This window comes from Paenibacillus intestini (assembly GCF_030803945.1).
Taxonomy (GTDB): domain Bacteria; phylum Bacillota; class Bacilli; order Paenibacillales; family Paenibacillaceae; genus Paenibacillus; species Paenibacillus polysaccharolyticus.
The window spans coordinates 89,761-114,364 of sequence record NZ_JAURUN010000013.1; the positions used below are offsets into that span (position 1 = coordinate 89,761).

Annotated in this window: 16 protein-coding genes; 6 read left to right on the plus strand and 10 right to left on the minus strand. The window is 43.9% G+C overall.

Annotated elements, in window-relative coordinates:
* Positions 1–94 precede the first annotated feature (94 nt).
* Positions 95–664, minus strand: a complete 570-nt coding sequence (locus J2T16_RS25205) for an SF0329 family protein (RefSeq protein ID WP_221788425.1) — start codon at positions 662–664, stop codon at positions 95–97.
* A 229-nt stretch (positions 665–893) separates the two neighbouring features.
* On the opposite strand from J2T16_RS25205, the gene J2T16_RS25210 reads away from it, so the two are divergent.
* Complete coding sequence (locus J2T16_RS25210; RefSeq protein WP_499019468.1) at positions 894–3,044, plus strand: ATP-binding protein; 2,151 nt, start codon at positions 894–896, stop codon at positions 3,042–3,044.
* A gap of 4 nt (positions 3,045–3,048) precedes the next feature.
* Positions 3,049–3,735 carry a response regulator transcription factor gene (locus tag J2T16_RS25215; protein WP_221788423.1) on the plus strand — a complete coding sequence of 229 codons (687 nt, stop codon included), beginning with the start codon at positions 3,049–3,051 and terminating at the stop codon, positions 3,733–3,735.
* A 94-nt stretch (positions 3,736–3,829) separates the two neighbouring features.
* On the opposite strand, the gene J2T16_RS25220 is transcribed toward J2T16_RS25215, so the two are convergent.
* The 4 genes from J2T16_RS25220 to J2T16_RS25235 form a co-directional block, all read right to left on the minus strand.
* The gene (locus J2T16_RS25220; RefSeq protein WP_499019470.1) at positions 3,830–8,758 is read right to left on the minus strand and encodes an S-layer homology domain-containing protein; all 4,929 of its coding nucleotides are present in this window, start codon (positions 8,756–8,758) and stop codon (positions 3,830–3,832) included.
* A gap of 339 nt (positions 8,759–9,097) precedes the next feature.
* Positions 9,098–10,213 carry a response regulator gene (locus tag J2T16_RS25225; protein ID WP_221788421.1) on the minus strand — a complete coding sequence of 372 codons (1,116 nt, stop codon included), beginning with the start codon at positions 10,211–10,213 and terminating at the stop codon, positions 9,098–9,100.
* A 34-nt stretch (positions 10,214–10,247) separates the two neighbouring features.
* Positions 10,248–13,328 (minus strand): hybrid sensor histidine kinase/response regulator, encoded by a 3,081-nt coding sequence (locus J2T16_RS25230; RefSeq protein WP_499019471.1) that lies wholly within the window; start codon positions 13,326–13,328, stop codon positions 10,248–10,250.
* Between the two features lie 315 nt (positions 13,329–13,643).
* Positions 13,644–14,636, minus strand: coding sequence for a tRNA dihydrouridine synthase (locus J2T16_RS25235; RefSeq protein ID WP_154891645.1), 993 nt, complete (start codon positions 14,634–14,636; stop codon positions 13,644–13,646).
* A 211-nt stretch (positions 14,637–14,847) separates the two neighbouring features.
* Here J2T16_RS25235 and J2T16_RS25240 point away from each other — a divergent pair, with 211 nt between their 5' ends.
* Entirely contained in the window at positions 14,848–15,321 is a 474-nt protein-coding gene (locus J2T16_RS25240; RefSeq protein ID WP_154891644.1) for a DinB family protein, read from the plus strand.
* Between the two features lie 110 nt (positions 15,322–15,431).
* Positions 15,432–15,638 (plus strand): DUF2536 family protein, encoded by a 207-nt coding sequence (locus J2T16_RS25245; RefSeq protein WP_090923228.1) that lies wholly within the window; start codon positions 15,432–15,434, stop codon positions 15,636–15,638.
* 158 nt (positions 15,639–15,796) lie between these two features.
* On the opposite strand, the gene J2T16_RS25250 is transcribed toward J2T16_RS25245, so the two are convergent.
* The 3 genes from J2T16_RS25250 to J2T16_RS25260 form a co-directional block, all read right to left on the minus strand.
* A complete protein-coding gene (locus J2T16_RS25250; RefSeq protein WP_445260136.1) occupies positions 15,797–16,612 on the minus strand; it encodes a VanW family protein in 816 nt (271 codons plus the stop codon).
* A gap of 161 nt (positions 16,613–16,773) precedes the next feature.
* Complete coding sequence (locus J2T16_RS25255; RefSeq protein WP_221788418.1) at positions 16,774–17,601, minus strand: prenyltransferase/squalene oxidase repeat-containing protein; 828 nt, start codon at positions 17,599–17,601, stop codon at positions 16,774–16,776.
* Between the two features lie 36 nt (positions 17,602–17,637).
* Positions 17,638–19,602, minus strand: coding sequence for an ABC1 kinase family protein (locus J2T16_RS25260; protein ID WP_336121129.1), 1,965 nt, complete (start codon positions 19,600–19,602; stop codon positions 17,638–17,640).
* 221 nt (positions 19,603–19,823) lie between these two features.
* Between J2T16_RS25260 and J2T16_RS25265 the strand changes: the two genes are divergently transcribed.
* On the plus strand, positions 19,824–20,708 hold the full coding sequence (locus tag J2T16_RS25265) for a GNAT family N-acetyltransferase (RefSeq protein ID WP_336121130.1): 885 nt from the start codon (positions 19,824–19,826) through the stop codon (positions 20,706–20,708).
* A gap of 202 nt (positions 20,709–20,910) precedes the next feature.
* Here the strand turns inward: J2T16_RS25265 and J2T16_RS25270 are convergent, their stop codons facing one another.
* Together J2T16_RS25270 and J2T16_RS25275 are read right to left on the minus strand one after the other, a co-directional pair.
* Positions 20,911–21,696, minus strand: coding sequence for a CPBP family glutamic-type intramembrane protease (locus J2T16_RS25270; protein WP_336121131.1), 786 nt, complete (start codon positions 21,694–21,696; stop codon positions 20,911–20,913).
* Positions 21,697–21,766: 70 nt separating this feature from the next.
* On the minus strand, positions 21,767–22,339 hold the full coding sequence (locus J2T16_RS25275) for a TetR/AcrR family transcriptional regulator (protein WP_154960354.1): 573 nt from the start codon (positions 22,337–22,339) through the stop codon (positions 21,767–21,769).
* Between the two features lie 490 nt (positions 22,340–22,829).
* Between J2T16_RS25275 and J2T16_RS25280 the strand changes: the two genes are divergently transcribed.
* Complete coding sequence (locus J2T16_RS25280) at positions 22,830–24,485, plus strand: leucine-rich repeat domain-containing protein (protein WP_312027605.1); 1,656 nt, start codon at positions 22,830–22,832, stop codon at positions 24,483–24,485.
* Positions 24,486–24,604 lie beyond the last annotated feature (119 nt).

The following is a 24,604-nucleotide window of genomic DNA, read 5'->3' on the forward strand; positions in this document are numbered from 1 at the left end:
AAGCGGCTATTTCGGCAAAGAGTCGTGTTACAGCACGGCTCTCTTTGCTTTATAAGCTGTTTGTAAGCTTGATTTAACATGCGAAATAACGATTTCACACTGTCCTGCGGCGCAGTTCGTAAAAATACTGCACGGCAGAATGCTTCATTTTAATCGAATCCGACATGTTCAGAATCCGCTTTTTGCCCACCCGTCTGTCGATCAGCGCCAAAATATTGAGCAGAATGTCATTGCTCTCCAGATTGTCCTCGATTGAAGTGGCCAGAAACATTGTTGCTACCGACGTAAAATTCGATTTGCTCAATGCGGCTTGAGCCGATAACAGTTCCTTAGCATGAGATGTGCTTTTTCTACCTCGCACCATGATCTCAAGTCGTTCTTCCGGCACAGCCCCTTTCGTTTCTTTACGAATGGCTTCAATCTCTTCCATACTTACAGGAATTACGATATTGGGATCATTCTTGATCTCCTGATCGGTCTGATACCACCGTATGGGTGTCGTCGTATCCGCCATATTAAGGATATTCTTCTGATCCACGGTCAGATAACCACTCCCTGATTTATCCGGTGAATAGCGGTAACTGGTTGCCCGGTACGCTACTGTGCCGGCCAGTGCGGGGCTAAGGAAACTCTCTAATTGTTGTTTTAATTTACTCCAGGACATAGTTCCTCCTATTCTCAGAAAAGCTTCAACAGAACATTTACATAAAGTATAGCACAGCACAACGATACGCCCCTCTAATAGCTACAGCACAAAAGAATAGTTCACCTTTGAAGTCATCTGGGTCTTTCTTGAAGTTTTTATCTCCATGACTCACACATTTTCTTTTGTTGATGCTATCATGAAGATATTCAGATATTTATAGCGAATTTTGTAGATTGGGGTCAACTTCATGTTCAGGGATATTCTGCGAGTCAGTTCTCGTACGATCTTGCTTCACATCATTTTTGTCGTTGTTATCGGTTTGGTCATAAGCTACGCCGTGATGTCTGCACCAGATTCCCCTCCCGTTAAAAGCGAACAAGGCATACTCGATTTAACTCAGGGTCATATTCGTACAAATCCTGTAAAGTTAGAGGGAGAATGGACATTTTACTGGCATCAGTTGCTTTCGCCTGAGGATATACGAAGTCGTATGGAAATGGGTGAACAGTCTGACCGATATATCAATATACCTGGATCATGGCTAGGCTACCAATCGGATGGTCAAGAACTGACAGGAGAAGGCTTTGCCACTTTTCGTCTGCTCATTAAGCTTAGCGAGCAGGACAGAAATGAGCGACTTGCGCTGCGGTTACCTACCATTTTCCATGCTTATAAACTATGGGTGAATGGAGAACTGCTTGCAGAAGCAGGTAGGGTTGGTCAGGACAAAAGTAACATGACACCGCAATTGGCAACAAAACTGGTGTTCTTCCAGCCCGAGAGCGATACGGTAGAACTCGTGATGCAAGTATCCAATTTCTATCATAATCGTGGCGGTATCACCAAAGAAATAGAACTAGGTGGCAGTAACGTATTAACGGTCCAGACTAAACTGAAGGTTGCCACAGACATGTTTATAACAGCAAGTCTGCTCGTCATTGGCTTATATAATCTGATGTTGTTCTTGCTCCGCCGTCAGGACAGAGCACCGTTATACTTTGGTCTGTTTACCTTGTTGTTTGGCATCCGATCCATGCTGAATGGCGAGCTGATGTTTACACAATTTTTTCCTGATTTTCCGTGGGAATTGCAGTTTAAAATGGAATATCTGACTCTTTGTCTTGGTGGGTATGTCATTACCAAGTATTATGAATGTATTTTCCCGAATTATGTCTCACGATGGTTCCGTCTTGGCAGCCGAATCGTAACGGGATTACTCTGCCTGGTTGTTGTCATAACCCCTGCACTGATCTATACCAAAATGTTAATGTTGATTGGTGCGGTCGTTGTTCTTCATATGGCATATCTGATGGTTGGGCTAGCCAAAGCGGCTATGCAGCATATGGAGGGAGCTCTGATTTTCCTGCTCGTATCCGTGGTTGCTTTGGTTACGGTGATTAACGACTTCTTATACTTCAATGAGTGGTCGCCAATCGGAAATACTTCTCCGGCAGGTCTGTTGATATTCACGATTGCACAGCTGATTCTGCTTTCTTCCAGATTTACAAGGGCAGCAACAAACGAGGTGCGGATTGCCCATGAGCTTCAGGAAGCGAATGACAGGCTTACCGATATGAATACCAATCTGGAGCAACTGGTGAAGGAACGTACACATGCATTATCTGCGGCTCACGAAGACCTGCGTAAGTCGTATGAGCAGTTACTCCGCTCAGAGCATGGCAGAAAGAAGCTACTTGCCTACATTACACATGATTTGCGTCTGCCGCTGTCCAGCATGCTTGGTTATGTCGAGGCGGTAAAAGACATGGTGAAGCCAGAACGCAATGAACAGTACCTAAAGTATATTCGTGATAACACGATACGGATTAATCATATGATCGGGGAGTTGTCCTTCTTGTCTCATCTGGAGACAGGACAAGTGGAATACCACATGGAGCCAGTTCATGCAGCCGACTTCTTACATCGTTTTTTTGAACAATATGAGCTGGTTGTGCTTGACGCAGGATTGGATTTCACACTGGACATCGGCAGAGGGGAAGATCAACGGGCTGACTTTCCGCACATTGAGATTGATGAGCAAAGATTAGAGCAGGCTTTGTTTAATCTCGTATCCAACGCGATGAAGTTCACCTCTACTGGTGGAATCATACGTCTTGCTCTAGCCGTGGATGAGACAGAAGATCCCTCTATTGTGATCATTAGTGTACAAGACTCTGGCATGGGTATTCCCCCGGATCAACTCGAGCAAATCTTTGATCGCAATTACCGATATGATCGGCCAAGCACGGACATGAAAGTGGAGGGCAGTGGACTCGGACTCGCGATTTGCAGGGAAATTGTTCAGGCACATGGGGGAAGCGTTCATGCAGACAGCGACGGCGAGACGGGATCGATATTTTATATATCGCTGCCGCTCTATTCAATAGCAGGAAGGTGACCACATGAAGGACTCGTACAAAATTATGATCGTCGATGATGATCCCCATATATGTGAGATTGTTCAGGCGTATTGCGAACGTGAAGGTTTTAATTGCACTTATAGTCATACCGGGACAGAAGCCATGCAGCTGCTTACATCGTTTAATCCTGATTTGATTGTACTGGATGTGATGCTAGCCAATGAAAACGGCATTGACTGGTGCAGGAACGCAAGAGGCTACACTGATGCGCCGATCTTGTTTCTGAGCAGCCATGAGGAAGATGAGGTGAAGATCAGTGCATTAACGGATGGCGGCGACGATTATGTGACCAAGCCGTTCAGTCCAGGCGTACTCATGGCCAAAATCAAGGCTCATCTTCGCAGAGTATCGTCAAGCAGGCGGGAACAACTGCTGGAGTTACCAGGGTTGCAACTGGATTTCTATGCTCAGTCCGTCAACATAGGTAGTAAAACCATTTTTTTATCCAAAAAAGAATTCAGTCTCCTGTCCTATATGGCACAGAATGTGAACCGGGTGATCTCGGTCGATACGTTATTCAATCTTGTCTGGGGCATGGAAAGTCTGGAGGATACGAGAACGGTCGCTGTACACATCAGTAATTTGCGCAAAAAAATAGAGGATGACCCCCTCCATCCAGAGAGAATTATTACGATTCGGGGAGCAGGATACATGCTGGCTTCTTTATAGCCATTCCGGTAACGTCTTTTTTATTATGCAAAATACACAAAAAGGGTTGCCCCTGATGCAGTTAGTTCTGCACGGAGCAACCCTTTGAAGTGCATTAAATTAAACCGGATACCTTCAGTAACCGTTGTACAATCGTCGCAACTTCAGCACGGGTAATATTCGCCTTCGGAGCCAGTTGTTCTGCTCCTCTGCCGCTCACGACACCTGCTTCCAAGCTTGCTTCTACACCAGCTTTCGCCCATGCTGCAACAAGTGAGGCATCCGTGTAAGGTTTCAGCATTTCATCGCTGCCCTTACCTGCAAGCTTCTCTGTTAGCCCGGTAATTGCCATCGCTTTGGACAGAATCACCATCGCTTGTTCACGGGTAATCTTCTCTTGCGGACGGAAAGTCCCGTCCTCGAAGCCATCGATCAGCTTGTAATCATAAGCCGTCAGCACGGCGGAATGATACCAATCGGAAGCTTTTACATCTGCAAAAGGTGAATTTCCTTCAATTGGTTTCAATCCCAAGCCCCGCATCATGATAGCTGCGAATTCAGCACGTGTCATATCTACATTCGGATTGTAAAGATCATTACCACTGCCATTTACAATTAAACGGGAACCCATGTCATTAACAGCATCCTTGGCCCAGTGACTTTCTACATCTTTGAACGTCAGCGGATGCCAAACTACCGAGTACAAGCTATTGGTCAAGCTGTTAATGTGGGCAAAATACTTGCCATTCTCCAGTGTTACTTTGGTTGGAACATGACGTACAGATCCATCTGGATCTGTTACGATCCCTGTCGTAATTTTGCTCGGATCAATACCTTCGGGCAGAGCTATAGACCGTTCCACATACACATTAAACTTATTTATATCCACTGACTTTCCTGCATACTCTGCTTTGACTGTAAAGTCAATTGAAGGTGCTACCAGTGAAAGTGCATTTTGTTTCGCCGCATCTTCGGCAACCTTCATCATTGCTGCTTCCGGAGAAGCGATACGTAATGAGAGCTTGATGTCCTCCAGTGTTGCCGCCTCACCCAGTTGCTTGGAGATTGAATCAATATCAAGCTGCTGCGCAGGAATCGAGTAGCTTGCATTTCCTGTTTTCACAACCAGAATCGCCTGTTTGTCTTCCATCTTCTTGATCATCTGTCCAGTGAGTTCACCTATAATGATATTGGACTCAGCAGAAACAGGGATTGTTACAACAGCGCCTTGCCCTTCTGCATTCAGCTTGGTGTCCAGTTGCTGCTGATCGACAGTAATCGTCGTTATCGTACGCTCACCTTCTTTAGAAGCTACAGACTTACCAATGCGCTCCTCTTTGCCATTCACCAGTACTACAACCGCATCATTGGTCGGGGCTGGCGTGCCTGCAGGAGTTGCTCCTGCGCTAACACTGTTGTTGCTTCCTGCATTGCCAGCACTTCCACTGTTTCCACCAGCGTTGCCGCCAGTGTTGCCACCTTGATCTGTTCCACCGCCGTTGCTAGTGGCAGTCCATTTTGCATATAAAGTAACATCGCTATTCACAACATCTGTATCGTTATTCCATTTTAATGTTCCTGCTGCATCCTTGTACCACCCTTCAAAGGTGTAACCTGCTCTTTCCTTAACAATCATTACTGGAATCTTGGAGCCTTGTGTTACCCCCATTGAGAATGGAGCAGTTCCATCCTGCCGATTAAAGAATACATTGTAAGCCGGAAGATTAGCTGAATTGACAGTCACCGCCACAACCAAACTATTGACCGTTGACGTTTGATTCTGAGCAGCCAAATCGTTTGTGTTCTTCACTTTCACATAATAGTACACCTTACCTGCTTGATCTGTAGGTACGGAAAAACTACTCTCTGTTGCACCCTCAATCAATGTAGCGCCTTCAACGCTATCATTTGTGTTACTGTACCATTGATAGCTCAATGTACCACTGTCACTTACCGTGGCATTCACGCTCAATTGCGGGCTCTCGCTTCCCTGATCTACCTTTAAGTCCACCAGATCCGTATGAATTACCGGAGTTGCTGCGTTGATGATGAGCTTCTTAACCTTGCCGAGCTGATTATCAACAGCATACAAATTACCAAGGGAATCTAAAGCGAGCCCATACGGAATACTGAAATCGGCTTTTGTACTAATTGGCGTCGCTTCACCATTTGACAGTTTTTTCACGCCTTCACTGTCTGCAACATACACATTACCGTTCGCATCCGCTGTCATTCCTATTAACATGATAAACTGTACGCCAGGTGCGACTTCCTCCGAACTATCGTTCCACAACGTTTTGACCGTAACTCCATTACTATGACTAGCATACATTTTCCCACCAGTCACTACTAAACTAGAAATGTAACTATTAATTGAACCGAAGTTCTCCCAAGTACCATTAACCAGTTTTTTAATTACGTCGCCTCGATCAACCACATAGATCTGATCTTGCTCATCAACTGCCAAATGCGATGGATTGATAAGTCCATTACCAGGAACAGTATCCCAAATATTATTAGCGTATTTCAAGATAGAGCTGTCACTGCTCCTAGACACATAAATTGTACCTTTGCTATCTGTTGCAATCCCTGTATAAAAATCTTCTCTTTCCTCTCCATCAGCAGGAGTGATATCCTGCCAGTCACTGTCTATAGTGCGCTTAACAATTTTCATTCCACTTATTACGTACACCGTACCATTCGGATCGACTGCAATACCATTTGCACCAATAAAAGATGCCTCTGGCCCCGTGATATCTTGCCAGCTCCCCTTACTTACAAGTACTGTAGCTACAGTGCTCGGCGTTGTTGTGGAAGTTTCACCTAGCGAATTGGTTACCTCAACAAAATAATACGTTATTCCCACAGTTGATGCGGGCGCATCATACCTGCTTTCCGTTGCTCCTGCGATCTTTTCAATGTTTCCACTCTCGACACTTTTCTTCGTATTGCGATACCATTGATAGGATAGCTGACCACCATCATTTACGTTTGCAACGACTTTCAACTGTGGACTTGGATCATTCAGGCTTACACTTCTGTCCGCAGGTTGTCGGGTAATCTGAGGGGATTGTGCCTTTGCTGGTTCCGTAATCACTGGTCCTGTTCCACCACCAGTGTTGCCGCCGCTACTCACCGTCACTAGCGCAAGGGAACTATTGACTGATGCGGCTTGATTTTGGGCAGCAAAAGTATTCATATTTTTCACATTCACATAATAGTAGAGAATGCCAGGTTGAGTTGTCGGTGCGGAATAACTGCTCTCCGTTGCACCCTCAATCAATGAGGCTCCTTCCACGCTATTTTTCGTGTTGCTGTACCATTGATAGCTCAATGTACCACCATCGTTAACTGTGGCATTAATGCTCAATTTCGGTTGCTCAGCTCCCTGATCTACCGTATCGCCAATGGGCTGTGCATGAATAACCGGAATTGCTGCATTAACAATCAGCCTTTTAATATGTCCGCTCTCATAATCTGTGACATACACGTCTCCATTGTGACTTATGGCTACACCATATGGAAGGCTGAAATCACTTACTTCACTGACCGTTGTCCATACGCCTGCAGACCGCTTCCTTACAACATGATTATATGAGTCTGCTACATACACATCCCCACTTGCATCGGCTGCAATTCCTTGTGGCATATTAAATTTTGTGCCAGCTGTGATACCTTCCCAGCTACCATCCATTAATGTTTTAACTCCAAATTCAACAAAGTTATCATATGTTACATAAACATTCCCATTACCTACTGCTAATCCAACAGGAGTAGAGACATTGAATTCACTGATACTTTCCCAGGTTCCATCGACCAGTCTTTTAACGTTTCTGAACTCTCTATCTGCTACAAAAATCTGGTTATTCTCATCCACTGCCACATCAACTGGCGTGGAGAGACCTTCATTAGTGCCATTAACAACTTCCCAAGTACCATCCATATATTTCAAAATAGAACTACTGCGGCTCCGCGACACATAGATTGCCCCTGTGCTATCTGCAGCCATACCCGAGATATATTCGAGACCTTCTTCTGGTGTTATATCGATCCAGTTACCATTGTTGGACCGCATCTTAATTGTTGTGGAACTAGCCACGTACACCGTACCATTCGGATCAACTGCGATATCAATTGGTCCATTAACAGGTATCTCTGGCCCCGTTATATCTTGCCAATGCCCTTCAGCCAATGGGGGTTTCACCGTTACACTGACTACTTGGCTAGAGTCTATCTTGGAACTGGCACCGAGTGTGTTCTTTACCTTAACGAAATAAAACGTTGTTCCTGCCGTCGTTGTCGGCACATCAAAGCTACTATCCGTAGCCCCATCAATGGCCCTCTCTCCAGTCGTAATTAAACTGTACCATTGATAGCTTAACACTCCGCCGTCACTTACCGTTGCATTTACACTCAACTGCACACTATCATTCAAATTCACTTCTTTATCCAAAGGTTGCTGGTTAATTTGAGGTGATTGTGCATCCTTTGGTTCCACGTCCCCCGTGCCTGTTCCAGAGGCAGGATTTATTGTGACAGAACCCGGAGTATTATGGTCAATACCTACTATGGATTCATTAGATCCAATGTATGTACCTGAATTCCAAATCACATGGGCTGAACCCTCACTCGCTGTTTCCTTTATTCTAAAATGTAAAACAAATATCTCTTGCTTCCCATCCTTAATGGGGTGTTCTTCTCCGAAACTGGAGTTCACATAAACTTCAGTACTGGCTGGAATTTCACCTTTATCAAAGGTAGATGTGTTCCATTTCGTACTTGCTACCCCTGGCATCGGCTCAAGTTTATTAGGATTATAGGTAAAATTAAGCTGATAGCCATATATACTATAATCCCCCGGATAGATATATACAGGAACTTCTACTATATCACCAGGAGATCCGGAAGCAGTTCCGATCTCAAGTGATGCTGGATCATCCGCAAAAGCAATGGATGGAAACGAACTCAAAAGTAAACTGAAAACAAGAACAACAACAGAAAACAAGGATCGAAGCTTGTTCCTGCCCATAACATGTTGCATCATTCTGTATTCCTCCCTGATTAAACATTCGTAATCTTCTTCATATCATTACTATCTAATTTTTCCGGTGCCATCTATGTACAGGTACACAGTCAAACATCTCAAGCCCGTCCTTCTCCGGCCTTTCCCTGCTCTCACCTCAGGTGCTCTCCTCTCAATATCGCTGTATTCACCTCAACACCAATAAGTCGCGTAATTCCCCTTCTTTCGACATTCGTGGGTCCCGAGAACTAATTTTACTTACGTACGCTTACAAAACACTTACAAAGAACCTCAGAAAACGCCACAAAAAAAGCTCCGCAGAATCCCATTTATCAGGGAGTACCGCAAAGCTTCTTCTAACTATGATTTTCCCATCATTTCCACATACATCTGCTCCATGAAGGCAGGCGGTTCCATTCCCATTTCCTGCTGGAACACCTCTTTCATTTTGTTAAAATGCATGGAAAAGGAAGTTCGATCCTGCCGGTGCATAAAGATCCTTAGCATCATTTCATGACCTTCTTCATCGTAAGGAACGATGGAGAGAAAGAATTGCAGAAAATCCTGTGCTTGCCGATACTCTCCTCTTTTCATATATAAGCGAGCCAGCGTTTTGGACATATCTCGAAAGCTTTGATTAGCCCGTTCCTTATCCGCTTCACACCAGGCGTAATCTTTCCAGTCAAAAAGCGGCCCCTTATACTGCCTTAAAACCTCTTCTGCATCCGCAGGATATCTATCAATCTGGGCAGATCCTCCCCTCCTCAGCTCTTCGAAGCGCACATAATCACAGGATTCGAGGAGTTGAAAATGATAAAAACCCTTTTTGGAGCTTAATTGAATATGGATGCCGTTATCCAGCAAGGTTTTCTTCATGCGAAATACGGTTGTATGCAGATTTTGTTCTGCTTTCTGCGGCTCATGCTCCGGCCATAGACTTTCACATATGCTCCATTTAGAAAGACTCGTATCCCTGTGAATCAGAAAATATGCGAGAAGCTCTTCTGTCTTTGCCGTCGGGAAATCGACCGGGCTCCCATCGTTTAAACGAGAGACAATATACTGACCGAAACATTGGATACGGGCATGCGTTTCTTTTTTCCTCATAGAAGCCCGTCTTTTACGCTTGAGAATTCGCCGAATGGTATCACGCAGCGCCACTTCATCTACAGGTTTCAAGAGATAGTCCAGCGCATTCACCCGGAATGCATCCAGTGCATATTGATCGTAAGCTGTAATAAATACAATCTCCGTATCCAGTTCCATGCCCTGCAAGTTAGCAGCCAGTTCCAGACCGTTCATACCGGGCATATCAATATCCAAAAAAGCTGCATCCGGTTGCAGACGGGGGAAATCATTCAGCAACTCCATATAATTCGTGTAAGTGCCGACGACCTCCACTTCCTCGATGCCCTCCAGGATGTGTTGCAGCCGCATAATAGCCAGTCGCTCATCATCCACGATGACAACTCTCATGAATATCATTCCCTTCTCTTCACAGTACACGAGTTTATATTTTGAACTGGAACCTGACGCTAGTCCATTCTCCTTCTACACTCGTCACCTTTAATTCTTCTTTACAGAAGTGTGCCAATCTCCGGCGGATATTCATCAGACCTACTCCCCTTCGTTGAGATGAAGAGTTACTCGCTACCCATAATTTTTGTAATTGATCCGGGGTCATGCCGACGCCATCATCCCATACTTCGATCTGAACCGTATCATCATGCAGAGTAATGGACAAACGAACCGTTCCTCCAACGACCCTTCTCATGACACCGTGCCGGATCGCGTTCTCCACCAAAGGCTGTATCGTTAACGGAAGGATTTTTTTCTCCAGCGTTGCTGGCTGTACATCATATATAACCGTCAGTCGATCCTCGAATCGGGCTTGTTCAATCGCCACATAGGCCTCAACCAGCTGAAGCTCGTCTCGTAGCGACACATAACGATCCGGTCTGGGATCAAAGCTCCTTCTTAAATAATGACTAAGATGTGTAATGAGATTCTCTGCTTGTATCGGATCTATACGGCATAAAGCCATAATGGAATTCAATGAATTAAACAAAAAGTGCGGCTTAATCTGTGACTGGAGAAAATCAAGCTCTGACCTCATGGCATCCTCAACGGACGTCTTTAACCGCAGTAGCGTTTCTGTTCTAGCCCGTACTTCGGAAGCGTCAAAGGGTTTGACTATAAAATCGTTCGCTCCTGCCTTTAACCCTCCCTCAATATCGCTGGAAGAATGAAGCACCGTCAGTAAGATAATTGGGAGCTCAAACAGACTGAACTGCTTTCGTATCTCTCTGCAGACCTCAAAACCGGACATTCTGGGCATCATCACATCCAGTAGAACCAGATCAATATCCGAGCGGCTATGAAGCAACTCCAGTGCCTCTACTCCGTTATTTGCCCACAATATATGATAAGGTTCACTCGCGAACAACCGGGACAAAACATGGAGATTCGAGGTTTCATCATCCACTGCCAATATCGTGAACCTACTTTCAACAGACGGAGACGGATTAACCGAATGTTCTGGAATGGATGTAACTGCTGAGATCTGCTTCTGCTCTAGTATATCATTCTCATAAGTCGCAGCAGCTTCCGCACTGCCATCCCATTTCTCATCCGCAAGCGGGAGTGTAAAAGCAATCCTTGTTCCTCTTCCCTGCTCGGACCAATCAATATAAATGTCTCCATCCATCAGGTGTAGCAACTTTCTGCAAATAAACAATCCCAAGCCCGTTCCACTATACTCATACGGGGAGTGGGCTTGCTCGAAAGGTTGAAAGATCGTATCCCATTCCGACCTGGCAATTCCCACACCGCTGTCCTCAATCCAAATGGTAACTCGATCAGCCGTTGCCCGTGCACTCACAGTGATGACACCTTCCTGAGTGAACTTGGCCGCATTGCCCACCAGGTTGTAGATAATCTGTTTCAACCTGTTCTCATCTGCATACACCAGAGGCAGCTTATCCGGTACGGCGTTAACCAGCCTGATTTTCTTCCCTGTGATGAGATGTTCGAACAAATGGAATACAAGAGACACCGTAACGCGCACATCCACCTTGGCAGGAAGAACAGTCAATTCATTGCGTTTAATTTTTTCCATATCCAAAATATCATGAACCAGCGCGGACAATCTTCTGGACGTATCCCGGATTAAAGACAGATTCTGCATCTGAACGTTGTTCAGTTCTTCTGCACCTGTCTCCAGCATGTTCTGGGACAAATTGATAATACCGTGCAGTGGCGTTTGAAACTCGTGCGAAGTCTGAAGCAGAAATTCATCCTTCTGCTTGTCCGCCTTCTGGAGTTTGGCCGCCATATTCTCAATGGTATTATATGCTTCAGAGAAGCGGTAAGACATGATGAACGATGCCAAGAAACAAAAAGCCAAAATCGCATAATACCCCAATTGGTAACTTGTCGTCAGACTGCTCAAATACAGAGCATAATCGAATAGACCCACCAAGTAACTGCATAAAGCCATGATAAAGAGCGCCAGACTTTTTTTTCTGAACTCGCCGTATCGTTCCTTGCGGTAGGAATAGAGCAGAACACCAATCATGATGATGTAAGCCCCAAGTTGAAAGGTACTGGCGATGATATTGAAGTCGGAATACCATTGAAACGGGGTGACCAGGACAAATGCAATATACAAGGCCATCCCATATACAAGGCTTCTGGTAAACCAGCGAGCAATCAATCCTTCACACATGGATTGGATAAACATCACCATCGTAATTAAAGAAAGATATAATGATATGGCCTGAATTTTATAATAAAACTCGGTGGGCAGATCAAAGTATTCTACGATAATCCGTTCGCCGTTACTGGCAAAGGACCATGCGATTACAATACAGCTTAACCCGAAATAGAGAAGACCTTGTTCTTTTTTGCGAATAATGTATACACTTAATTGATAACATCCCAGCATCAGCAGGGATACAATTAGCGTTAAATTAAGGACCGTTGTATTGATGTTAAAAGCTTGAATGCCCTGCGCACTTCCAAAGTAAAGGCTATAGGGAATGCCGCCTTGCGTATTTTCAAAATTGGCTACATGAATCAAAATCTCTGCCGTATCCCCTTGTACTGTAAAAAAGGCATTATACGGCCTGTTCACATATTCATATGTATGTTGATCTAAAGTCGGGACACCGCTCTCTCCCACCTTCTCGCCATTTACATAAACGGTACTCGCCATTCGGATGTTCGAAATTCTTAGACCATATACCCTCGAAGAAGGCTCCAGCTTCACCTTCAAACGGTAGGTTCCACCACCCTTGGCCTGAAGAGTCCCATCTTGTGCTGTATGTCTCCAAAATCCGGGTACATGAATGAATTGTGCACTTGAAACGGGGTGAACTCCTGGACTCAGTAGTTCATTCCAGTAAAATTCCCATTGCCCGTCCAGTGGTGCTACTTCATCGGAATTAAAATTCCATGTGGTCATATCCAGGATTCCATTCTTGGATGGCTCTGGCTTCATGCCTTTATTCTCCGTTGCTTCCTGTAATCCAAATAACAAAAGATAACAACCAAGACTAACCGCAACCAATGCCACGAGCATTCTTCTCATCTAACCATCTACTCCGTTTCATATCCTAGCGTAAAGGCACGTGGGATCAGCCTATCCGGTTCATTATATCAGCTTAACCCAAGCTGCAGAAGGCAGATGTAAGGTCTCATGTCAAATGGTTAAACCATATAAAAAGCCCAAGCGATCGTTCCACTTGAGCGATTTATAGAGCTTATAGAAGTTAGATATCTGTTCATTTAGACATGGTTATCTTGCATACAATTCAGCCATCATCATTCTGAAATAGCGATCAAGCAGTTCCATTTTGTATCGAGGATTCACTTAACAGAACTTTACTGTGATCATGCAACTGTTTTATATGCTGTTCCCCTCTGTAACTGACTGATCATTCCTTGCAAATTCGTCCAACAAATCACGTACTTTAGCGGTTGTTTTAGCATTCATCAGGTTACCTCTCAACTCACTTGCACCGCGGAATCCACGAACGTATATTTTGAAAAAACGCGCCAAGGGACTGAACGAACGAGGTTCCAGTTCCGCATATTGATCATGCAGATCCAGATGCAGCCGAAGCAGATGAAGGAACTCCTCCGTCGTGTGCTCCCGCGGCTCCTTCTCAAAAGCAAACGGATTCTGGAAAATTCCCCGCCCGATCATTATGCCGTCCACACCATATTGCTCTGCCAGCTTCAGGCCAGCCTCACGGTCGAGAATATCCCCATTAATGGTTAGCAGTGTATTCGGTGCGATTTCATCCCGCAGTTTTTTGATCTCGGGAATCAATTCCCAGTGGGCATCCACCTTGCTCATTTCCTCTCTTGTGCGCAGGTGAATGGACAGATTCACGATGTCTTGCTGCAAAATATGAGTTAACCAGTCGCGCCATTCATCGACCTCGGTGAAACCAAGTCTTGTTTTGACACTCACCGGCAAGCCCCCTGCTTTTGCGGCCTGGATAATCTCTGCGGCAAGAGCTGGCCTGCAGATCAAGCCGCTTCCTTTGCCATTTTCCGCTACATTCGCTACAGGACAGCCCATATTAATATCGATGCCTTTGAAACCTTCCTTCGCCATGCCAATGCTCATCTCACGGAAAAACTCCGGCTTGTCTCCCCAAATATGCGCCACGATCGGCTGCTCATCTTCGGTAAACGTTAACCGCCCGCGCACACTTTTGTTGCCCTCCGGGTGACAGTAACTTTCCGTATTCGCAAACTCGGTAAAAAACACATCCGGTCTGCCCGCCTCACTGACCACATGCCGAAACACCACATCGGTCACATCTTCCATCGGCGCAAGTATAAAAAATGGTCGTGGCAATTCACGCCAAAAATTGTCTTTCGTCATATCCAAAACCTCTCTATACATACTAGGGAAATTATTTATCCCGAAATACCAATCAGTTGTAGCTCAATTATATCACACCCCTGAACGAAGCATACTTCTCCTGTAAACTTGAAAATATTTGACATTAATATACAATAAAGATATTATAGATACGTTTAGTCTTTAATTAAAAAAGCGAATCGTTATTCGCTTATAAAGGAGATTAATGAAAATGAATATACTAACGAATCAATATGAAATGATTAAACGAACAAGAGAATCCCTCTTCCAAATGTGTGAGACGATGTCCCCTGAATCATACTTGCAACCCGCCGACGCTTTAGGTGGAGAATCCATCCGTAACCTGCATGTTCATGTCTCGGATTGTTATCGTGTATGGCTAGGTGTTCGTGGTCTTGGACGAAGCATTCCCAAGTTAAAACCAGAATCTATCAGAGATGTACAGGAAATGCGTGCATTGTTCGAGAAGACAGATTTACTGGTAGATGAATTTCTTCATCATTTCAAAGACAATTGGGACGCAGGCATTCAAGCCAGTTGGATGAGTGAAACAGCTGAATTAAGTGAATTATGGCTTTTCACCCATTGCACCACCCATGAATTTCATCATCGAGGACAGATTACGAAAATCGCAAGACTTCTCGGAACCATTCCTCCTAAAATGAATTTATCTAAAATAAAATAATCACATTCAGCTTCACTGGTTTTCACTTGCTGATCCCCAGAGGCTCAACTACAATGAAACTCGGGTAGCTCATTATTAACATTCATATAAAGTGGAGGTCTACATCACATATGGAAATTTCATTAGATATCATGAAGGACAAGGTTGAATGCCTTCAAGCTTATGACTTTCAGGAACTGGAACGAGCGATCGATGAACGAATGGGCGTGAACAAAGCCCTCCTTTTACGTGTGAAGCAGGTTCAACATCAAGTTACGTTTGATCCCGTTCGGAACAAAATGTTGTACAGTGCTGTGGTACATTTTGCTGTAGATTAATGGGTTCATGCGAAGTTAATGCATAATCTAATTGAGGTACAACCAGCAGGTCTTCCAAGATGGATCACCTGCTGGTGATGTATAACGGATTAGAATCCGGTCAAATTACAAGTTAAAAGGACTATTACACTACCCTCTTCGTCACGAGCAATATACTGCTAATTACTTTTTGCGGATTCCGTTAGTAATGGAGAGTACATCATAAGGGCATTATTCTCAGTGATGAATTCATCATCAATCCATTCTCCCTCTGGATTAAAAATACGCCGATGTAACACATTACTCCTGACATATCCTCCCCAATGCTGTTGTTCAATGCGGTGCTGTTTCTCGTAGATTTCATAAGAATATAAGACTTTCTCTTCTGCACGCCATTCTCCTCTCAGCACATGATCTTTCAACTCCAGATGAAGCTGGTAGGATATTGACGTAGGATTGGAGATCATCAGATCCAGGTAGTTATACGCACACGTTGCCCCGCTGCCAAACGGTTGTGTGCGGTTTGAGTCCGGGAAAACATCATAACTATGTCGATGTCGCTCAACAACAGCAAGCGGTGTGTGCAGTGTTATCCAGTAAATAAGGTTTGAGAGCTGACAGAGTCCTCCGCCAACCCCTGGTTTGAAGCCACCATAAAATAATATCATGCCCGGAACATAACCTTTGCGCGCTGTCGTTTTGCCGATCAGCTTCCAGTAGGACATCGTTTCACCCGGTTGAAGGATAAGTCCATTGAGTCGCCCGATCGCGATCGACAGATTGATTTCTTTGTTATGCTGTAGCCACATATCCACGTCCTTCAGCTTTCGAAGGGTGGGTGTTTCATGATGAAATACAACATGTGGAAGATTTTTAGCTGAGAAGGTTTTTGCAAATGAAGTACCGTCAACCAGCCATCTCGCATACCTTCGCCAAGTATAATATGTTTTCCCCAACATTAGTCGCAGTCTGGATCTCGGAATAGGTTTCCGCATGGCTTCAATCCCCCTTTGTAGACAATCTACTGCTAGGCGTTTATTCCTCTATAATATGACGTCTTCATTTTCCATAGAGTTACGGCCTAACTGCTTTTCCGATGAAAAAAAATAAAGCAAAAAGACCCCAATTCAAAAGCTTGAGGTCTGATTAAAGCGAACTACAACCTTCCGTAATTGCGCAGCACCGATAACGTAAAAATCGTATTATACGCCTGCCAATGCTTCAAGTCATGCTCATCACTCCAGCCACCATCTTCCCGTTGTGAGTTTTCTAGATCATTTAACAACTTATTCAGTAAATCCTTGGGCATGACTTGAGCAACTCTGGTGTCAGGTGAATTAGCAAATTGGAAAAGAGTAAACTGATTTTTCTCCGTTGCGCTTTGAGCACATTTCAGAATATTATCGATCGTTGCTTCTATAAAAGGTCTATTCTCAGGGGTATCTTCCAGATTGAGATAGTAGTCATGAGCATGGTACGCCATAAACAGCCAATCATTGGCCTGAATGTGCTCTAGCGTGAGGTTAGACTTCGCCCACTTTGATGTCGATGCAGCTAAGGAAGCGGAGCAAATCCCCTGTTTAATCAAATTACCTGTAATTGAATCGGGTGTGGACTGCCCACCATCACTCCACCATGAAGCATGGGGATACTTATGTAAGGAATCCGGATTTTTCAAAGAACCATCTTCATTTCTATTGCGTTCAACCCAATTCACCGTACCCATCAACACCTCGGTCAGCGACAGATTCATATCCCTGCCCATCGTCAATAAAAACTCCAGCGCAAGAGGATGCGAGTCCGGACATTTAATATCATGTTCCAAACCATGCCCCCACCCGCCGTCCGCATTTTTGTAACAAAGCAGGCACTGATACAGTCGTTCAACCGAGCCGCCATCAAAAAGATAACTAAATAACGCTTGCTCCCAGAGCACACCTTTAGCATATACAAAATCCCTTGCCTTATCTATCGATACGGACATGCTATAGACTCCATTCTGTCTCATTCTCCATCCTACTTACACCTTCGGTTTCAACTGTTTAATTACAGCCATGATCAATATGATCATGCCTACGCCAAAACCAGATATCGATAGCGGGGCAAGTAAAAATCGCATCGCTTCACCCTGTACCACAAAGCTGGCAAGCATGACAACCATACAGATCACCGTGAAGATTCCCACTGTCAGAGTGCCCATAAAATCATGTAGTGAATGATTTTCCTCACGAGCAATCGTAATTTTATTGTCCTTCAGAATAGGCAGTTCCAATAACTTCGGAATGTAGTCCGTAATCTGCTCTTTGACCTTTGTTAAACGCTCTTTGACTACTTGTCCTTTATCCATATGAGTTGCGTAAGATTGACTGGTTGCGGATAAAGAGTACGTATCATCTACAGATGAGAGCGTGCCATCCAACGTAATGATGGCTCTGAATGCTCCGGCAATCGTAGGTTTTAATGACATCCCCATCTCCGTGATCATGGACATCATTCGTTTCATCATGACACTTGTCGGGTCTGGTGAGAAAGACGCTTCAGACAAAAGTCGGCCCAGACGCTGTTCAATCAACTTTTCATCCAGCAGATGCCCATCCTCACAAACTCGTGTCAAACCATCCGCCATCTCTTTCGTATCTCGATTGCTGTATCCCATCAGGAAGCTTAACATCCCACCTCGTTCTTCATCTGTTAAGTAGCCCACTGAACCGAAGTCGATCAGCGCAACCTCTCCATCAACGGTCAGCATCAGATTTCCGGGGTGCGGGTCTGCATGAAAGATACCTATCACTAGAATCTGATCCAAAAATGCGTGCATGACCCTCTCCGAAACATCGCTTGTCACCGCTTTCGTGAAGCTGGTTCCTTCGATATATTCCATGGTCAAGATCTGTTTTGTCGAATACTCCGAATAGATTTCGGGGACACGGATACGAATGTTGTGTTCTTCGAATGCTTTGCGGATCAGATTCGTATTCAAAGCTTCAATATCAAAATCCGTTTCCTCGATCAAATTCTGTTTGAACCCTTCAGCAAGCTGAATTAATCCAAGTCTTTTGATTTTGACAGAGCGTTCGGATAGCCATGATACAAACTGGATTAAAATATCCAAATCGACCGTCATTTTCTGCTTCACATCAGGTCTTAAAATTTTGACAACAACCATCTCTCCCGCCAATTTCAGCTTCGCCAGATGAACTTGTCCAATCGAAGCCGCTGCGATGGGTTCCATGCCAAAGGATTCATACGTTTCATCCATATTGCCGATCTTGGTATCGATAATCGCTTTCAGCTCCTGTGGGCTTAGCGGTTTCACCTGATCATGTAAACTGGAGAAGGCTTGGATGTAGTTTACAGGTAACATATCCTTTTTAGTTGATAACACTTGGGCAAACTTCACAAATACACCACCCATGTTATCCAGTACCTCAGCAATAACATATGGCAGTTTGGCATGATCCTGCTGAATCAAATGAGCCAAACCTTTGCGTGAAATAATCCAGAACATGTACATCATCCGCCGCCACGCACGAAATTTATTCAATATATACAGGAGCGGATTGGTCGCCTGCAATATTTTAAAATTAAACAGGTTAAGAAGCATATAGGCATAACACGCGATGAATATAACAAGCAACGGATAATAGATAAACATGACTCTAAGAATCTCGGCATCTGGTGGTGCTGTCTTTTGATTAAAATATGTAAAAGAAAGTACGAGCGTTACGATCGATGTACTGAATAATATCGCCAAGCTCAGCTTCAGTTGATTACTTTTCAGAGTATTGATATTTCCGATGATAAAGTAAACCAGGAATGCCGCCACCAAAATACTGCTCAGATAAAATTGCTCCAACACCTGAAGTAACATGCTCACCGCAAGAGCACTGGCGAACGAGATCAGCACTTTATGTTTCCTGTTGAAGAACGACGTCAGCAACATGAATACAATGAAACACACGAGTAATGTAACAAAAAAGAACATCTTACATCCCACCTGTTATGTAATGGTAATGAATGAATGGTTGCTCCCTCAATATAACACACCAAACTTGGACTTGGGATGGTGATCAAAGATGTTATTAACATAACATGAGGATATGGAATGAAGGGGTTTAATCGTTTTTGTTGAATAATATCTGGTAGAAATGTAAGAGTAATTGGGCTTATTGATATACATAGAAAAAAAGCTAAGGAGAACATACCATGCAGGAATTAATCTTTACGAAAAATTTTAAAAACAATGATACACTTCGAAACAGTTTTTTCGAACTCGCTGCAAGTACATTTGATATCCATTTTGAAAATTGGTACCAACAGGGTTGCTGGGGCGAAGGATACATCCCTTTCTCGTTTGTAGATGGAGATCAGATTGTTGCTAATGCATCCGTGAATATCCTTGAACTGATCATCGAGGGGGAGAAGAAAAAAGCAATCCAAATTGGCACGGTGATGACACATCCCGACTACCGCGGGAAGGGTCTATCTGCAAGTCTAATGAACAAAATTTTGGAGGAATACGAAAACAAGTACGATCTCATGTACCTTTTTGCCAATGAATCCGTTCTTGATTTCTACCCCAAGTTTGGGTTCAAAGCTGTAGAAGAACATTTATTTTCAATAGACTTTCATTGTACAGCTACCCCATTAGAATCTGCGAACCTGCGGAAACTAGATGTGACTGACGCAGAGGATTTACACCTTATTCAACAATTCGCATCGCAACGACTGCCTGTTTCCAAGCGGTTTGCAACCGATCATACTCCTGGCATATTCATGTTTTATTGCTTGAATGTGTTTAATAATGATATTTATTATTTGGAAAACGAAAAGGTCATCGTTATTTATCAGAAAGAAAACAGCAGTATCGACCTCTTCGATGTTGTCAGCTTAAACGAAATCAATATGAGAGATATTCTGAATAAAATTGCTGATGCAGATACCGAGAAAGTAACGTTTCATTTTACACCGGATGAAAATAAAGATATGGAATTAAAAAGTACACTGACCGATGAGGGCTTATTTGTAAGAACACCTGGTGACCATATCTATCCTGTACGCGTTAAACATCCAGTTACATCTATCGCATAAAGGTAGATAGGCTGAGCAACATGAACTGTTATTACACATAGAGTCAGGACTGGAATGGCGAATCGTTGCTAATACTTAGGAGCAGCATTTTATACACAAATAGGAGCAGGGATAGTACAATATAGTACAGTTCCAGCTCCTTTTTGATGTGTCTTGAATACCACCGGAATCAGGCGATGTGCTGTCTAGGTCTTTCTAATGGTCACAGGATTCGTTTCTGTTCATTCTTGACTCGGACCGATCTGAGCCATAAGCCGAATCCAACGAATAAAACTGTTGTAATGACACCTGTCGTTGGACTGAGCCAAAATTCCCCTGCTTTGGTTAGTGTAATGATTCCCGCTGTTGATATTAGCAAGGTAGGTAGCCCATCCTCCACAGCATGCATGAGTACACACGGCCAGACTGATTTCGTAAGACGATATATTTCAACGTACATGATTGACCATGCAACCATCAACACACAGCCTAAGAAGAGAAAGCTCGTTCTTGTGGTTGTTTCAAAGTAAGCATTCGGAAGGAAGACCATATAATATGCAGCATGCCATAGAGCCCATACAAGGCCAGACACGAGATAAAGCGTCCAGTCATTAAACTTAAGCTCAATCAGTTTTGGAGTTAAATATCCACGCCAAGCAAACTCTTCAAATATGTTTTTTATAAAGCTGCCTGCAATGGATACACCAACGAGGGATAGAAGTGTGCTTACTTCAATATCAGAAGCAGAGGCGCTATTTATAAGAAATGCAAGACCAACAACGATAACTGCTACGCCCGGATAGATCGCAATAGCTGCAGCATACCATTTCATATTCCCTTTAAAATTGAACCTCACGCCAATATCCTTCCAATCCCGATTCACTATTCGTAGCACGAGCATCGTGAGCACCGGCAATACCAGCCACAACCCCATGCCTAACGAATTTTGTTCCGGTTGTTCGGGCATCTTCGTATCTACCCATACACCAATCCAACCGCTTGCTAACACCACCGCGATGAATACAAATACACTGAACTTTCTTCTCCCTGCTAATATGTTAACGATAATCCCCTCCCATTTATGACTGTTCTATTCTCCCCCTCGCTGTGCTGATGACATCTTGAGCCGCACTATTCATAAGCTGAATCATCTGTTCCTCTGTATAATCCTCAGGCAGCAAATCATTCGCAGCCATCACACTTATTCCAACCTGAAACGTCTTCATCTTGAGCAGGATGGTCTTCAGTTCGTCATCCGATAATCCATTCAGATCAGGGTCCATTCTCATCATGTGTATGAGATTTCCCGTTTCTTCCTCATTGTGCTTCGCTTGATCATTTTTCTGCATCACAATATCCCGAAACAATACAGGATATGCTCTGGCAAAGCGAATGCTGGCCGCCCCAATATCCTGAAACGGATGCCCGGAGTTTTGCTCCAGCAGTATTTGTCTGCTCACCTCAAAGGTTTTCTGATACACACCTTCAAGCAGTTCGCCTACCTCCTTGAAATTCACATAAATTGGGGCAATTGAACTCCCCAGCTTCTCTGCCACTCTGCGAATTGTAATGGCATCAACCCCCTCTATTCTTGCAATTTCGAATGCTGCATCAATAATTTGATCTTTAGTAAATTTCTTTTTGGGTGCCATGTGTGATCTCCTTCTGAAGTGGAACGTTCGATTAATTTCATTCGATATATATCACATGATATGTATTGGACAACCTATTCGTCAATTCCTTTTGAGAAAGAAGGTGAATCCGGACTGCATGATGTGCGTATAAAAATATAAATTCTAATTCCTCTTTTATGATAAAATCACAATTGATATTCGGGCATACAAAAGGTTTGATAGAATAGACAAGTTATAATGAAATCAGATACCAGTTCAATATGATCTTACAATCATCATCATGAAGGGGGAGGCATTCGTGGCATTTATTCCGTTAAACTGTCCCAATTGCAACGGAAGAATTGAATACAAGGAGGGGCAGGTTTTAAAGTGTCCGTACTGTGAGACAGAGCTTTTGTTGAAGCAAAATAATGTCTACTATGTAGACCAAACTATTAATCATTACCACGGAACGCCTCCTAAGGCAGCACCAAAGCCGAACGTCTCCGTAAGGCTATTACTAATACTGATGTTAGTCCTATCGGGTGCCATCGGTGCTTACCTTTACTCGAGTACAAGTTCCACGCTTCAGAAGACAGAAGCCAATCTGCCTGTACGCAAGATGCCGGAAAGCGAGGTTCTGCTCTCCTTTTTGCGAGATATTTTTGATAAAGGGTCTGCCTTGCCGACAGAAGAGGAACTCGCTCGTGTACGCTATCTGACCGTAGATTATCTGGATAGTGACCAATGGCAATTTACCTATAGCTTCTCCGATCCCTTCAGTGATGAAAAGGCTGAAAAGATCACTTATGTTACTCAGGACAAGAAATTGAACACACAGGAGATTGACCAGCGAGATTTTGAAGCCTTTACGGGACTGACGGCACTCGATCTGACGGGAACCTATGAAATTGCCCAGACGGATCAAACCACGTTTGCTCATATGTCCGGACTGAAAAGCTATGGTGGCGCTTTTAACGAATCCTTTAATTCGTTTTCCGGCTACTTTGGCGACAAATCTAAAATTACGCACCTGACTACCCAGCTTCGTAGCAATCAGGAACTAGCCTTACTGCTGGAGTTTCCTAACCTGAACTCTTTATCGATTACTTATGTCGATGAGTCCATAACGGATTTTCACCTGTTAAGCAAACTGCCGCTCAAGTCCCTGTCGCTCACGTTTGTCAATGAACTGGGATGGTTGTCGTCCATGACCGGGCTGACATCCTTATCCATCAACTACAGTGAAACTACAGACTTGCAGCCGTTATATGCGTTAACCCAGCTTCAAGAACTTCAGCTTTCCTATTTAAACAACGTGAAATCCATAGACTTTGTGCAAAATATGCCTGCTCTACAGAAGCTGGACATCGAGAGTTTAAACTTTTCCAGTCTGGAACCGTTAGCTGGTAAAACCTCGATTACCAAACTGCGCCTGGCTTCCTTAAGCAAGCTTAGTTCAACAAAGGCCATAAATAGTCTATCCTCATTGCGGGAATTAACGTTGTCCGGTTATTACGAGAATGCAGAAGCACTGACATTACCCAATGCAGGAAGGGTAGAAATCCCTGGCTCCTTCCTCTCCGGGCTGAAGGCACCTGCCACAACCAATCTGACACTCCGTGGCGGAAGCGGGGAGTTAAATCTGGCAGCCCTAGGAAAATTTCCGAAGCTGGAACAACTCTCCCTCTGGGAAATCAGTGAAATCACTCAACTCAGCTCGCTGAACAGTTTATCTCGCTTACAAAAACTAAACATTAATGATTCATCATTGTACAGTGAAAGTGATGCCTTATTTCGTTTGAAGCAGGTAAAATCGCTAGTATGCTCGGAGTGCAGGCTGAATTTCGAACAAAAGGCAGGAGCGGAGAACAAAGTACTTGAGCATCTGACCTTAGAGGAGCCCTATTTTAACATCAATAATACCTCCGTTAGTGAAATTGACCAGATAATGCCTTACTTTTCCAAACTGTCTGCGCTGCGTTCTTTCACCCTGCAAGACAGCAACCTGGCTTCACTTGGATTTATGAGCAAATGGCAAGCCATTGAAGAACTCCATCTCGAGAACAATGCCATTTCCACTGTGGAAACCTTAAGCAAGCTGCCCAATCTGAAGAAAGTATATCTGTCCGGCAATTCGGTGCAGAACAAGTCCGTGCTTGGAACGGACGTGAAGGTATATTAGCCAATTGTAAAGATCATTGGAGATTTTTAAACTCCTGTGATTAGCCATGACATGATACAAAAAGCCGACTGCACTGAGTTTCAGAGCAATCGGCTTTTGATTTAACTTTTCATGTTTCA